Source organism: Prevotella sp. E9-3 (genome assembly GCF_022024015.1).
Lineage (GTDB): Bacteria > Bacteroidota > Bacteroidia > Bacteroidales > Bacteroidaceae > Prevotella.
Window position 1 is genome coordinate 213,738 of record NZ_CP091786.1, and the last position, 15,524, is coordinate 229,261.

The window sequence follows — 15,524 nt, forward strand, 5'->3', positions numbered from 1 at the left end:
TTATATGTCGGAATATGTTTAATACTCAATTGTCATGCCCTGGGCGGCATTCTTGTACCAGTCAGCGTTGGTGCTGGCATTTGCACCCCAGGCACCGAAGTTCTGGTAGGCAGCAGTGATGTTGGTGCGCTCGGTAGCCCAGTACCACTTACCCTGTTCGTTACCGTTTACTACGATTACCAATGGAGCACGACCGATGTTCTCCACGCTGCGGACCACCTTTACGGTCTGGTCGTTACTGCCTTTCACCTGAATGCCAAGGGGCAGACTGGTCAAATCGGCATCGGCAGCTACCTGGATAGTACCAAGTACAGCAAACTTGTCGGTATTTACACTGGTGGTGTTCACCATAATCTTTTCTGAATTAACACCCATGGCGGCATGTACCTCAGAACCGATGCGGGTAGGATTCTCACCCTCACCATAGGTAACATAGGTCTCCATAGTACCACCGGCAGCTACAATCTCTACAGAAGAGACACCGTTGACAGGAGCAGAAACACGAACCACTACGTCGTTGAAGTCGAAGTCGTCGGTTGTACCTAAGTCCTCAAATGCATAGTAGTAGTACATTGTAGGCTCTTCGATAACGATACCGCCACCGTTTCCACCTGCATTACCGCCGTTACCACCAGCATTTCCACCGGCATTGCCAGTCAGGCCTGCGTTACAGTCGGTAGGCTCAATGGTTACGCCTACATTGTCCTTGCTCTTGGCCATCTTCACATTGTCGCCCTGATCCCAGTGGGGATAGTTGCCATCGCTCTTATCGCACTGTGCCCAGTGGTCGTCAGTAGCTACGATAAGGTAGTTGCGATAGGTGATAGAACGACGCTGATTGAGGTTAGTGGCAGTAATCTTCTTGGCCTGGATAACAGCATAACCGTTGTCGGCGCTCTCAGGACCGTAGAAACCGCAGTAGGCACCGTCGGCATCAGCCTGACAGGTGAGCGTCTCTGCAACCTTGATGATAGAGTTGCCAGTCATCTTGACATATCCAATTCCGTGGAAGAAGTTCTTACACTCGATGCTGCCGTCCAGTTTGAACTCGCCCTGGCCCTGACCGATACCGAGATAGAACTGCTCGTCGCAAATCAGTTTGCAGTTGTTGATGACATTCCAGCTGCCGCCACCATTGTAGAGGAAGTTCTTACAGTGGAAGGTACCGTTGTTCACCCAAGAGTTGTTATTGCTATTAACAGTGGCGTCTTCGCTCACAGTCACCTTACCGCCATTCAAGAAGTGTCCTGAACCGTTTACATCCAGTCGTACTGTCTCTATTTCACCATCGTTTACAATTTCAGCATTGTTGTTTTCTACGCTCAAGGTATTGTTAATCTTCAGTTTGCCACTGTTGTAAATCTTTCCGGTTACGGCAGCCTCAAGAGAATTGGCAGTCACAGTACCATTGTTGTAAAGCACGGATTGACTGAACTGCAATCGACCATTGCACACAAGTTCGGCACCTTCGGCAACGATCACCTGAACGTTATACTGACCGAAAGAATAGTCTCCGCCAGGCAATACAAGTTTTGAACCTCTGGTGAGGTAGAGCTTAGTGCCGCCAGCAAGATAGAGGTCGCCTGAACAGTTGACAGTACCTTTCACATAGATGGTATAGCTTGTCCTATTGAAGTTCATTCCGCAGTTGGCTATAGCAGCCTGATCCAACCAACAAGTGTAGTTGGGCAGGGGGAAATGATACAGCTGATAGCCTCCCCAAGGATCCTTAAAGTCACCTAAATAGGCCACGCCTGCAGGTACTTCAGAAGCAAAGATGCTGGGATCGGGAGCCGAGATGAAATTATAGCTGTTCTGATAGTAACTACCAGGTGCACGACGAGCTCCTGCAGAAGCATTCTCCTCTGCATCGAAACTAACGTTCAGCTGGTCGCCATTAACGGTAACGGGCTCAACGCGCAGATAGTTCTGAGCATCGTAAACAGCTACATACAGGCGCTTTACATCGTTAGGACATGCCACGTTGAAACTCTTCTTTTCACCTTTGGCAATTGTCGTGGTGTAAAGGGGAGCGGTAAAATTGCCGATAGGATCGACAGTATAAACCTTCAGTGTACCTTCAGCAATTTCTGAAGTGACATTGAGGGTGTGACTCTTTGCTGTACTCCAATTCTGATTGGCGTCAACTTCCTGACCACCAAGAACTAAGTTCTGGAAATTATCGGCGCTCTCACGCTCTTTAGCGCTCTGATCGAAAAAGTCAGTCTCGCGGGAGCATCCAGTTATTGCTACAGCAACTGCTGTAGCCAATAATCCTTTTATTAAATTATCCTTTTTCATAATTTTCAAAGTTTTTACTATAAGCAACACAAAAATCGGACTTACTATTCAAGTAATTTCCAATATAATAGATTTTACGGTGCAAAATTACGAATAAAAGAAGTACAGAACCCTTTTGGTTCGGTTAAAATTGGTTAAACCAATTCGTTTTTGGAAAAATGGAACAATTTTTTTAGTTAAAAGAAGGACTTTTCTTGAAAATAATCAACTCAACATTGCAATTTCTCTACATTCTCGGTAGCGTTTGTGGCCGAATCGATAAAGTAGCCATAATCGTTCAGGGAGAAGAAGATATATACAAATACCAGAATACCAACTACTTCCAAAACGGTATAGGGCCAGATGAGTGTTGGCACACCGCATTGTTTACGCAAATGGTATATTAGTCTTGACACAATAGATAGTACTATATCTTGGCATATGACTTAGACTAGAAAAAGGTTGTCACTTTTCAGTTGAGGTCAAAGTTTGTGATAAAAAAGGTGAAAATATAGCAAAAAAATCAGAGGTTGTTAATTGTATTTTATAGAAAATACCTAACTTTGTAAATCAAACTTAATAAAATTGCATAATTCTTATAAAATATAATTTATATGAGTATCAGTAAGGATGTCATTAAACAGTGCCTGATTAGTAAGCAACGCGAGGTAGATGAGGCGGTGATTGTGAACCGTCCCGTAGAATTCGAAGAGAACGGTAACTATGTGATAGTTGGCGTGAGACATGTGGGCAAGTCGTACCTACTGTATCAGCGTGTGCGTCAGTTGCAGGCTGCTGGAAAGGGATGGGACGAGATTCTGTTTGTGGACTTTGAGGATGAGCGTCTGGCGGAATTCCAGACGGAGGACTTCAACAGTCTGCTAGAGGCCCATCTGGAACTGTATGGTAAGAAGCCGGTGGTGTTTCTGGACGAGGTGCAGAACATTCCTCACTGGGACAAGTTCGTGCGGAGGTTGGCTGATGCGAAATACAGAGTGTATGTGACTGGCAGCAATGCGAAGATGCTGAGCAAGGAGGTGGCAACTACGCTGGGCGGACGGTTCTTTATCTATGATGCATACCCATATTCATTCAAAGAGTATCTAGCAGCGCAGCAGGTGGAGCTGAGGGAGCATTGGGAGTATGACACGATTCAGAGAAGTGAAGTGAAGCGACATCTGAATGAGTACTTCTATTACGGTGGTCTGCCTGAGATCCTGTCGTTCAAAAATAAGCGCGCCATGCTTTCAAGTCTTTACCAGAAAATTTATTTGGGTGATATCTGTGCCCGAAACAACATTAAGAATGACAGGGTGCTGAACATCCTGATCAAAAAGATGGCAGAGAGCGTAAAGCAACCGCTGTCGTATAATAGGCTGAAGAATGTAATCGTGGCAACGGGATCGCCCATCAGTGTGCCTACTACGATAGACTATGCTGGTTATGCCGCTGATAGTTGGCTGATACTACCCATGGAGAACGAGGTGGGTAAGCTGACGGAGAAAGAAACACAGAAGAAATACTACTTCATAGATAACGGACTGCTGAACCTATTCCTGATGAATTCGGAGACGTCGCTGCTGGAGAACATGGTGGCGGTGGAGCTATTCAGACGATACGGCAAGGAGAATGTGTATTATCTGAATGCTGATAAAGAGATAGACTTTATAGTACCTGACAAGAAACTGGCCATCCAGGTGTCGTATAGTATCAAGGATGAGTCAACCTACAACAGAGAGGTGCCGCCATTAGCGAAGTATGCTAAGGCGCACGAGGACTGGAAGTGCCTGCTGATCACTTGCGATGAAGAGGGCACGGAAGAAGGAATAACTGTGGTACCTGTTTGGAAGTGGCTGATGTAGGCTATTGGAACACGAATCTTACTAATTGACACAATTTAGATATGGATACAAAAAAAACTCATTGAAGAAGTACTATTAGACCTTGGCAATAATAAGAGTCTGACGGATGTTTCCAGTAAAATACAAAAATCAGCAACCTTAAAATCTTTGTAAGTTGCTGATTTTTAGTGTGGACCAGCCATGGCTTGAACCTGGAACCTCCAGATTATGAGACCGATATAATGATATTTCGTGATAGTCTATAATTTGTAACTATACTGATATCCAACGAGTTGCATATTTATAATTTTCACTGAAACTCACGAAATACTCCTAACTGAAATAGTTTGTTTACGCATTGTTTACGCAAATGGCATATTAGTCTTGACACAATAGATAGTACTATATCTTGGCATAATCTAATATTTTTATTAAGTTTGCGCCATGTTATAACGTAACTCAATAGCCATTTTGGGGGTTAATTATTCAAATTATACAGAACAAATCTCAAAAAACATAAAGTTTTGTCTTTTATAAAAGATAGAATTATTATTTTTGTAGCAAATAAAAGACATCCTTCGACAACTATTAAAAAGACAATGTAGATGGTGAAACAGATCAAGTAGCAGGTCAAGTAATATCCTCCAAACATAAAGATTTATCAAATGACATTAGACCCAGAAGCCTTTAGGTTGAAGGGAGAACTAGTAAATATATAAAGAAAGAATGATCAATATACGAAAACTCGAGGCCGAGCTATGGGAGTCGGCAGATTTGTTGAGACAAGGTAGTAAACTGACAAGCAGTCAGTATTGTATGCCTGTGCTGGCATTGCTGTTCTTACGCTATGCCTACAGCCGCTACAAGTTGGTGGAGGCTGAGATATTACAGAACCGCCCCAGTCGTGGTGGGCGTGTGATGCCTGTTGAACCCAGCGATTTCGCAGCTAAGAGTGCGTTGTATCTGCCCCGTGAAGCACAGTTCGACTATCTGGTGAATTTGCCTGATAATATCGTGGCAGCAGGCCTAAAAACTAAAGACGGACAAGAAATAAACTCATTAGGCGAAGCCGTCAACAACGCTATGCAGCTGGTAGAAGACCAAAGCGAACAACTGACAGGCGTGCTACCCAAGACCTACACAATGTTCGCTGATGACCTCCTACGCGAGTTGCTTCGTATCTTCAACAATAAGACCATCGACGAGGTTGGTGGCGACATTATCGGACGAATCTATGAATACTTCCTATCCAAGTTTGCAAAAGCGGTAGCTTCTGACGATGGCGTGTTCTTTACGCCTAAGTCGCTGGTGAAAATGCTAGTAAATGTACTGGAGCCCACGCAAGGCATCATGTTGGATCCTGCATGCGGTAGCGGTGGTATGTTTGTTCAGACGGGTGATTTCGTGAATCAGGCTGGACTTAACGCCAATACGAATATGACCTTCTACGGACAGGAGAAGGTGGAATATAATGCCCAGCTCTGTCTGATGAACATGGCGGTGCATGGATTGAATGGACGAATCATTTCTGGTGATGAAGCTAACTCTTTCTATCACGATGCCCACAATCTGGCTGGCAAATGTGACTATGTAATGGCCAATCCGCCATTCAATGTTGATAAGGTGAAAGCAGAGTCCGCCTCTGCTGCAGGTCGTCTTCCTTTCGGACTCCCCGGCGTGAACGCCAAGACCAAGGAGATAGGCAATGCCAACTATCTATGGATTAGCTATTTCTATGCCTACCTGAACGAGCACGGTCGTGCCGGATTCGTGATGGCTAGTTCTGCTACCGATAGCGCGAACAAAGACCGCGATATACGCGAGAAGCTGGTACGTACAGGTGATGTGGATGTGATGGTCAGTGTGGGTAACAACTTCTTCTATACGCTCTCGTTGCCTTGTTCCCTGTGGTTCTTCGACCGCAACAAGAACAGCGAGATTCGTGACAAGGTTCTTTTTATCGATGCCCGTAATTACTACACCGTTGTTGACCGCACCCTGAACGAGTGGACCGAGTGGCAACTGCGTAACTTGCAAGCCATCGTACACCTATATCGTGGTGAGAAAGAAAAATATCAGCAGTTACTGGTCGACTATCAATCTGTCTTAGGCGATACTACTGTTGCATCAGCACAGGAAGCGCTTGACAAGCAAAAGGCTGCAGCCAAAGAAGCAATAGCCGCTGCCCAACGCAAGGATAAGAAGCGCATTGAGGCTGAGCAGAATGCCCTCATTGCCGAACTGGAAGATACGCTCGAAACGGCCCGTCAGCATGAATGGCTGACAGAGAAATTTGGCGAAGGCGAATACAAGGATGTGCTTGGTCTCTGTAAGATTGCCACTATTCAGGAGATAGAGGAAAAGAACTACTCGCTTACCCCTGGTGCTTACGTCGGTGTAGCCGAGCAGGAAGACGATGGTGTGGATTTCCACAAGCGTATGAACGAGATACATGCAGAGTTAGCGCAGTTGAACCAAGAGGCCAACGCCTTAATGGACGAGATACAAAAAGCGTGGGAGGAACTGAAATGAGTAAACTATTAAGTATAAATAAAGAATATGCAGATTGGCTGAAGTCCCTCAGCATGCGTTTTCGCCAGAGCCAGATTAAAGCTGCTGTGAAGGTGAATAGTGAATTGCTGAAGTTTTACTGGTCTTTAGGTCAAGATATTGTTGAGCGAGATTTTGAGAATACCTATGGCTCTGAATTCTTCAAGAATCTTAGTCTTGACTTAAAGGAGGAATTCCCTGAAACTAAAGGCTTTTCTCCTACTAATCTCGGCTATATCAAGAGATTTTATGTACTTTACTCCAATGCAATGAAAATCTCCCCCCAAGTTGAGGGTAAATCTCCACAAATCGGTAATATCTCAAATTACCCCCAAGTTGGGGGCAATTCTGAATTGCCGATATTTTCTGTTCCATGGGGACATCACAAGTTGCTTATTGATAAATTTCTGAAAGCGCCAGAAAAGGTCATGTTCTATGTTCAAAAGACCATTGAAAACAATTGGAGTCGCACAATACTTGACTGGCAGATAGACAGCAACCTCTACGAGCGACAGGGTAAGGCCATTAGTAATTTCAAGCGGACACTACCAACACCGCAGAGCGACCTTGCACAGCAGATAACGAAAGACCCTTATGTCATTGATATCATGGGCGTGCGTCAGGAGATGCAGGAGCGAGAATTGGAGGAACATCTCGACTCTCACATTTCCAAATATCTGTTGGAACTGGGCAAGGGTTTCACCTACTATGGTCACCAAGTACACCTTCGCGTTGGAAATGAAGATTTCTACATTGACCAACTATTCTATCATGTGCGCCTACATTGCTATGTCGTGATAGAACTGAAAGCGACAGCATTCAAGCCTGAGCACATAGGGCAACTGAATTTCTACGTCACTGCTGTCAATAAACTGATGTGTACTGAGCACGATAACCCAACCATCGGTCTCCTTATATGTAAAGACAAAAACGATGTTGTGGCAGAATATACTCTACAGGGGGTTGATTCTCCCATCGGAATCTCTTCGATTAAAATCTTCGATGAATTGACAGAGGACTTCAAAAGTGCTCTGCCATCTATTGAGGATATTGAAAATGAACTCAGAGACAAGAAACAGAAGGAGGATGAGGTATGAGTGAGTGGAAGAAAGTGAAGTTTTTGGATTTATTTTCCGAACCCACTAAAAATGGAATTTATAAATCTAAAGAATTTCATGGAAGAGGGGCAAAGATTATAAATATGGGTGAAGTCTTTGCCTATTCATTTATAGGGAACCAAGAAATGAGCAGAGTGGAAATTAATGATAAAGAGCGTAATTCATTTCTAGTTAAAAATGGCGATTTGCTCTTTGCAAGACGTTCCCTTGTTGAATCAGGTGCTGGAAAATGTGCAATCGCTAATGGCATTACCGAAGAAACAACATTTGAATCTTCAATTATTAGAGTCCGTTTAAATGAGAATAATGCGATACCTCTTTTTTATATGTATTGGATGCGTTCTTTATCGGGTAGAACAGCAATTAACGGTATAGTTAATGGGGTTAATGTTAAAGGCATTAGGGCAACTGATTTACAGAATATTGAGGTGGAACTCCCACCAATGGAAACTCAGCACCGCATCGCCACCATCCTCTCCCGCTACGACTCATTGATAGAGAACTATCAGAAGCAGATAAAGCTATTGGAAGAAGCAGCGCAGCGACTCTATAAGGAATGGTTCGTTAACCTCCACTTCCCCGGCCACGAAAACACCAAGATTGTCGATGGTGTGCCTGATGGGTGGGAGAAGAAGCCTGCTTTGGATTTTTTTGAAATGTCAATAGGCAAAACGCCTCCTCGCGCTCAAAAGCAATGGTTTACAAAAGGTAGTAATGGCATTCCTTGGGTATCTATTTCTGACATGAAAGATACCATGTTCGTCCAAGAAACAGCCGAAGAACTTACACAAGATGCGTGCGAGAACTATAATATTAAAGTAGTACCCAAAGGAACTATCCTGCTGAGTTTCAAACTAACTGTTGGACGAGTGGCTTTTGCCGGAGCAGATGTCTGTACTAACGAAGCAATAGCACATTTTCAAAAAGAAGGCGATGAATGGAAAGCGTATACATTGATGTATTTACGTAATTACAACTATGATTCTTTAGGTAACACTTCTGGAATATCAAAAGCTGTTAACTCTACGATAATAAAGAATATGCCATTTGTGATGCCTTGCACTGCCATTCTACAAGAGTTTTCCCAAAGGGTGCTGCCATTTATAAAGCAAACAGAGAACCTCCAATCCCAAATCCGCCTCCTCACCGAAGCTCGTGACCGCCTGCTTCCCAAGTTGATGAGTGGAGAAATAAAAGTCAGTTAAATATGGATAGATTTGATTTTATAGAAACGAGAGACGATGTGATTCGTAACATCAAAACGCTCTATCATTATTTACGTGATGAGAAAGATGATGATACGTATCAATGGGCAACAAGTATATTCAAAAATGGTAGAATATACGTGATTGAAATAATCGACTCTCACATCTGTTTTTCTCCAAGTCGATTTGTCGGATATAAAGATAACACAAAGGAAAAACATCAAAAAAATCATGGAGATGGGAATCAGACCAATGATATTTTAAAGAGTTTCTACCAAAAAGTGCAGGATGAGAGATTGGATGTTGTTTTTCAAAAAGAACTGTCCCGATATCATTTATCATCAGGTGAAAAGAAATACTGGATTCCTAATGACTTCACAGTCGAAGATATTCTGAAATACGATAATAATACAAAGATGTCTATGAATAGTAAGCATGACAAGTATTGGCACATACAAATGCACCTACCAGAAGGAAAGGGAGGTGTGGAAATTGACTCAAAGGCAATGCTTCTTGAAAAAGAGCCTGTAATTGGTACAGGAGAATGGGAAGACAAGCAATGTGTTGATTTTAAAACAATAGCCAAAGGCAATATTGTCTTAGTTAGGAAAGGCAGTGAAGCTATAGCTTTATGTGAAATTATTGGTGATAATTTTACAGATGAAAAATTGACAGAGAAGTATTATAATGTCAATTTCAGAAAGGTCCGTATCCTTGGGTGGGCTGAACATTATAAACAGCCAAGACCATCACTTTTCTCACAAGGTTCGTTCAAATCTTGTAGCTCGACTACAGAGCAATACAAGTTTATTGACGAATGGCTGAAGTACTTACAGAGTCATTCATTTATTGGCAATTGCGCTAAACTGCTGAAAGAAAAGAAAAATATTATCTTGCAAGGCGCTCCTGGCACAGGTAAGACATATAATACTGCTGCAATAGCCTTAAAGATATTAGGCGTTACAGATATTGATCTCACAGACCATAAAGCTGTGATGAAACGCTATGACTCATTGCTTGGAGATCAGATATTCTTCACAACATTCCATCAGTCACTTGACTATGAGGATTTTGTCGAAGGATTAAAACCACATGTACAAACTGATGCTGACGGTAATTCTATTGGTGTAACCTATGAGCCTGAGGATGGCATCTTCAAACGTGCTTGCAATGCAGTTCAAACGGACCAAAGCAAAGATATTGTAGAGTGTATTGACGATTATCTCCAAAAGATAAAAGGGTATCAGAACAAACGAGAGATACCAACCGTCACAGGAAGATCATCACTTTATGTCTGGTGGAAAGAAGGGAACTCTACTGTCAGCTGTAGAAGTACTAACTCCACAAGTTCACGGGGAGAAGAATACACGCCATCACCTCTAAATATCGAGAAGATAAAACTGCAGGCTCAGGGTAAAGGTGTGGAGAATAATTGGCAACAGTATGCTCAGGCCTTTATTGAAGCTGTCAAGAAAGAATATCATGCAACTACAAATAAGCCAGTTGTACTGATCATTGACGAAATCAACCGAGGAAATGTGTCAAAGATATTTGGCGAACTTATTACCTTGTTAGAGTCAGACAAACGTCTAAATGGGAATCATCCTATTAAAGTGATGCTGCCATATTCAAAGAACGAAGTGTTTGGTGTACCTTCAAACCTGTACATTATCGGTACGATGAATACCACTGATAGAAGTACAGGAACCCTTGACTATGCTTTACGTAGAAGATTTGCTTTCATTACACTCAAATCTCAGGATTCTGTGATTAAGAAATTCTATTCTGATACAGACAATGAGGAACTTGGAACTATTGCTTTAGAATTATTTGAGGACATTAAGAGATTCATTGAGAATCCGAAACATCTATGTGGAGACATGAGCATAGATGATTTGATGGTAGGTCATAGTTACTTCATGGCAGAAAGTGAAGATGAACTTCATGACAAAGTAGAGTATGAAATCCTTCCGCTTATAAACGAATATATCAATGATGGCATCCTCAATGTTAAGAACGACGAAAAGAAAACAGCCTTTAATTCATGGCTTTCACTGAGTCCTGTCCAAGAGATTGAGGATGAAGACCAAGAAGAAGATGAAAACGAATAATAGATAACTGGTATGAAATCCATTCTTATTCAAGAACACGAACGTCTGAGCATTGAACATAACGACAGATATGATAATCTGAACCTTGTTCGATGGGATAAACCTATGGAACACGATCCATGGGGATATTATGCATCGTATGTTATTGGGGCAGAATGGATAGACGATAAAGAAGCATTAGTTGTAACAACAAAGAGAGGGATGGAAGAAATAGATTTCCTCACTATGTTCATGATGTGCTTCTCATCAGATTTGTCAGTGGAGTCTTTCGCCGAGATTTATAACATTGATAGTGAGGCTCCTGTCATACATGCACCATCACTAAAAGGTGTTTTAAGTCCTCTTATTGTTCTGCATTTTCTTGGAGTCGTAAGTAGAATCAAGTCTTTAAAGAAAGGCTATGTACATTACAGCGAGAACTTGAAAAAAGTCAAAGGACACATACAAGTGATGAAGAATGAACGAAAGAACATTGCTTCAAAAAGATTTGATAGAGTCTTTTGTGACTTTGACGAATATACGGTTGACATTCCTGAAAACAGACTTATCAAGAAAGCTTTATTGTTCAGTTCTCAGATACTCAGAATAATAACAGAAAATCATTCCATAGGGAACAAAGCAAAACTGATGCTTTCAAAATCTTTGGCTCTGTTTGAGAATGTAAGTGCTGAAGTACAGATAAAGGAAGTGTCTCTCATTAAGGGACATAAACTTTTTAGTGAATACAATGAGGCTGTACGCTTGGCAAAACTTATTCTTCGAAGATACGATTATAGTATAAGTAAAACAAGTTCATTGGACGAGAATGTCCCTCCATTTACATTGGATATGTCATTGCTCTATGAGCATTATGTTTATGGATTGTTAAATGAAGCGTACGGAAATAAAATATCGTATCAGTTCAATGGAAAGACGGGATCCCCAGACTTCCTTTATTGCGCGACTGGATTTAAGGCAATACTTGACACGAAATACATTCCAAAGTATGAGAGTTCATCGCTTGACAATAATGTCATACGACAACTAAGTGGTTATAGTAGAGACATTCCTATCCTACATCACCTTGGCTATGAGGATATAGATGAAGAATCTCCTATTCCAAACGTTCCTTGCGTTATCATATATCCAAAGGAAGGACGCGATGTGAAGAATCCGTTTGCAAATAAGAGACTTCGAGATTTATGTACAACTCCAGTACGTAAATTGGCAAGATTTTATAAAGTATGTGTTCCACTGCCTGTTATGGGCACCAATAAATAAAATTATGGCAAAAGACTATAGTGAAGATCAATTGATACAGCGGAGTGCTGCCGAGTTACTAGAAAAGGAACTTGGCTGGACGAGTGTGTATGCCTTTGACAAGGAAGTGCTCGGTGTAAATGGCACGCTGGGGCGCACGTCGTATCATGAGGTGCTGCTAACGGATCGTTTCCGCAAAGCGCTGAAGACGCTGAACCCCTGGCTGACGGACAAGCAGCTTCAGGAGTGCGTGGAGCGCATGACGGAACACATGAGCAGTCAGACGCTGATGCAAATCAACGAGCAGAAGTATCAGTACATCAAGGACGGTGTGCCCGTGACCCGCGTAAAGCCGAACGGCGAGACGGAAGAGGTGCGTGCCAAGGTGATAGACTTCGCTTCGCCCGAGAAGAACGACTTCCTGTGTGTCCGTGAGATGTGGGTGTATGGCGCCTTGTATCATCGCCGAGCCGACATCGTGGGCTTCGTAAATGGTCTGCCTTTGCTGTTTATGGAGTTGAAGAACCACGACGTGGAAGTAGTGGATGCCTTCAACAAGAACTATCGCGACTATCTTGATACGATACCGCAGCTGTTCTACCATAATGCCTTCATTATGTTCAGCAACGGACTGGAGGCACGTGTGGGAACTATCGACTCGAAATGGGAGTTCTTCCATGAGTGGAAACGACTAACGGAACAGGAGGCTGGCAACATCGAATTGCCAACGATGCTAAGAGGTATCTGTAAGAAAGAGAACTTTCTGGACCTGTTGGAAAACTTCATACTCTACGACCATAGCGGAGGTCGAACGGCCAAGATTTTAGCTCGCAACCACCAGTATCTGGGGGTGAATCAAGCCATAGAGATGTATCGCAACCGCCAGTACCTAAACGGAAAGTTGGGCGTGTTCTGGCATACACAAGGCTCGGGTAAGAGTTATTCGATGCTATTTCTCTCGCAAAAGATTCGCCGCAAGTTTGAGGGCTCGCCGACTTTCCTTGTGCTGACCGACCGTGACGAACTGAACAAGCAGATAAGTGACACTTTCGAGAACTGTGGTCTATTGGGCAATGTAAAGGCGAAAAAGTTCATCGCCAGCAGTGGCGAGGATTTGAAATTGAAGTTGAAAGGCAATCCGTCGTTCATCTTCTCGCTCATTCAGAAGTTTAACGACCCAAAGGCCGAGCCTATCTATCCCGACCACGATATCATCGTGATGAGCGACGAGGCGCACCGCACGCAAAACGGCGTGTTTGCCGACAACCTAATGCACTTGCTTCCGACAGCCCATCGCATTGGCTTCACGGGAACTCCGTTGCTGTCAAACGACAACATCACGGCACGTACCTTCGGCGGCTATGTGAGTATCTATGACTTCAAACGGGCAGTGGAGGATAAAGCAACGGTGCCACTCTATTATGAGAATCGCGGTGAGAAGTTGCAGGATTTGAAGAATCCAGAAATCAACGATGAGATAGCCTCTGCCCTGGAACAAGCCGGCGAACTGGATGCTTCGCAACTGGCCAAGCTGGAACGCGAGTTCGCCAAGGAGGTGCATCTGCTGACGGCAGCCAAGCGTCTGCGACTGATTGCCAAGGACTTTGTGCATCATTATAGCGATCTATGGACTTCGGGAAAGGCGATGTTCGTGTGCTATAACAAGGTGACGTGCGTCCGCATGTTCAACTATGTGCAGGAATACTGGCAGCGCGAAATCAAAACATTGGAAGAATCTATCGCCAAAAGCACTTCACAACAGGAAGCGCAAGAGATGCAGCGCAAACTGGAATGGATGCGTGAGACTGACATGGCGGTCGTCGTTTCGCAAGAGCAGAACGAGATACAGACGTTCCAAAAATGGGGACTCGACATCAAGCCACACCGCGAGCGGATGGAGAAAGAGGAACTAGATAAACAGTTCAAGGATGCAAACTCCAACTTGCGAGTGGTTTTTGTCTGCGCTATGTGGTTGACAGGTTTCGACGTGAAGACACTCTCTTGTCTTTATATCGACAAGCCCATGAAAGCGCATACGCTGATGCAGACCATTGCCCGTGCCAACCGAGTGGCAGAAGGAAAGGCCAACGGACTGATTATCGACTATATTGGCATTGTGAAAGCCCTTCGTCAGGCATTGGCTGACTATACGGCAAATCCAGAAGGTGGAGCAGGAGGCAGCGACCCAACCATCGACAAGAAGGAACTCATTAAGCATGTGATGGAAACGATAGCTGCTGCTACGGCTTTCCTGAAAGAACATGACTTTGAACTTAATGACCTGATTAAAGCAGAGAGCTTCGAGAAACTGTCGTTGCTGAAGAAAGCTGCTAATGCGATGTGCGAGACAGCGGAAATCAGGAAATCATACTGTACGTTTGCCTCTACGCTGTTAAAACTTTGGAAATATCTCGACCGTGAGGACATAACTCCCGAAATGAAGCAACAGAAGGATGCTATTGAGGCTATATACAAGGAGTTGCAACAGAAGCGCAAACATGCTGACATCACTGATTTGAGTGTGGCTATCAATGAAATAGTGAATGAGCATGTTGAAATAGATCCAGAAGCAACGATGATGGTAGCTGAGTCACGACGTTTCGATATTAGCGGCATCGATTTTGATTTGCTCCGTCGTGAGTTCGCCAAGAGCAAAGAAAAGAATCTTGTATTGAAGGACATACAGGAACTGCTACAAGAACGTATCGCTCAGATGTTGGCTCAGAATCCCTCACGTATCAACTTCTACGAGAAATATCAAGAGATTATTCATGACTATAACCAGGAGCAGAACCGTGCTACAATAGAGAAGACATTCGAAGAACTGATGAAGCTTTCCCACGAACTGACCGAAGAAGAAAAGCGCTATATTCGTGAAGGTTTTGAGAATGACGAACAACTCTCCATGTACGATGTGCTGATGAAAGACAACCTTTCAAAAGAAGACATCAAGAAGTTAAAGGTTGTCGCCAAAGAATTACTGGAGAAGATAAAGGACCAATTGGCCACGATGGATCATCCGTTCGATAAGCAAGAAACCAGAGCTTCTATCATTATCACCATTCGTGACATTCTCTGGAAAGAACTTCCCGAGAGCTATTCCGATGAAAGCATCAACTACTACCGCGATGCTGTTTATAACTACGTCAGCCAGCATTATGGAGGTGTAGCATAAACAAA

Annotated in this window: 9 protein-coding genes; 7 read left to right on the forward strand and 2 right to left on the reverse strand. The window is 43.3% G+C overall.

Annotation, left to right across the window (positions count from 1 at the left end):
• Positions 1 to 18: 18 nt before the first annotated feature.
• Positions 19 to 2,301, reverse strand: coding sequence for a hypothetical protein (locus tag L6475_RS00800; RefSeq protein ID WP_237821564.1), 2,283 nt, complete (start codon positions 2,299 to 2,301; stop codon positions 19 to 21).
• Between the two features lie 209 nt (positions 2,302 to 2,510).
• Positions 2,511 to 2,696, reverse strand: a complete 186-nt coding sequence (locus L6475_RS00805) for a hypothetical protein (RefSeq protein ID WP_237821566.1) — start codon at positions 2,694 to 2,696, stop codon at positions 2,511 to 2,513.
• A 198-nt stretch (positions 2,697 to 2,894) separates the two neighbouring features.
• Between L6475_RS00805 and L6475_RS00810 the strand changes: the two genes are divergently transcribed.
• The 7 genes from L6475_RS00810 to L6475_RS00840 all read left to right on the forward strand — a co-directional run bounded on the left by L6475_RS00810 (position 2,895) and on the right by L6475_RS00840 (position 15,519).
• Positions 2,895 to 4,142, forward strand: a complete 1,248-nt coding sequence (locus L6475_RS00810; RefSeq protein WP_237821568.1) for an ATP-binding protein — start codon at positions 2,895 to 2,897, stop codon at positions 4,140 to 4,142.
• A gap of 705 nt (positions 4,143 to 4,847) precedes the next feature.
• Positions 4,848 to 6,653, forward strand: coding sequence for a class I SAM-dependent DNA methyltransferase (locus tag L6475_RS00815; protein ID WP_237821570.1), 1,806 nt, complete (start codon positions 4,848 to 4,850; stop codon positions 6,651 to 6,653).
• Positions 6,650 to 7,768: a YhcG family protein gene (locus L6475_RS00820; protein WP_237821572.1), complete on the forward strand. Its 1,119-nt coding sequence runs from the start codon at positions 6,650 to 6,652 to the stop codon at positions 7,766 to 7,768. The genes L6475_RS00815 and L6475_RS00820 overlap by 4 nt, the downstream gene beginning before the upstream one ends.
• Positions 7,765 to 8,994: a restriction endonuclease subunit S gene (locus tag L6475_RS00825; protein ID WP_237821574.1), complete on the forward strand. Its 1,230-nt coding sequence runs from the start codon at positions 7,765 to 7,767 to the stop codon at positions 8,992 to 8,994. The genes L6475_RS00820 and L6475_RS00825 overlap by 4 nt, the downstream gene beginning before the upstream one ends.
• 2 nt (positions 8,995 to 8,996) lie before the next feature.
• Complete coding sequence (locus L6475_RS00830) at positions 8,997 to 11,105, forward strand: McrB family protein (RefSeq protein WP_370641621.1); 2,109 nt, start codon at positions 8,997 to 8,999, stop codon at positions 11,103 to 11,105.
• A gap of 105 nt (positions 11,106 to 11,210) precedes the next feature.
• Positions 11,211 to 12,365 carry an McrC family protein gene (locus L6475_RS00835; protein WP_237821577.1) on the forward strand — a complete coding sequence of 385 codons (1,155 nt, stop codon included), beginning with the start codon at positions 11,211 to 11,213 and terminating at the stop codon, positions 12,363 to 12,365.
• A gap of 4 nt (positions 12,366 to 12,369) precedes the next feature.
• A complete protein-coding gene (locus L6475_RS00840; protein WP_237821579.1) occupies positions 12,370 to 15,519 on the forward strand; it encodes a type I restriction endonuclease subunit R in 3,150 nt (1,049 codons plus the stop codon).
• Positions 15,520 to 15,524: the final 5 nt, after the last annotated feature.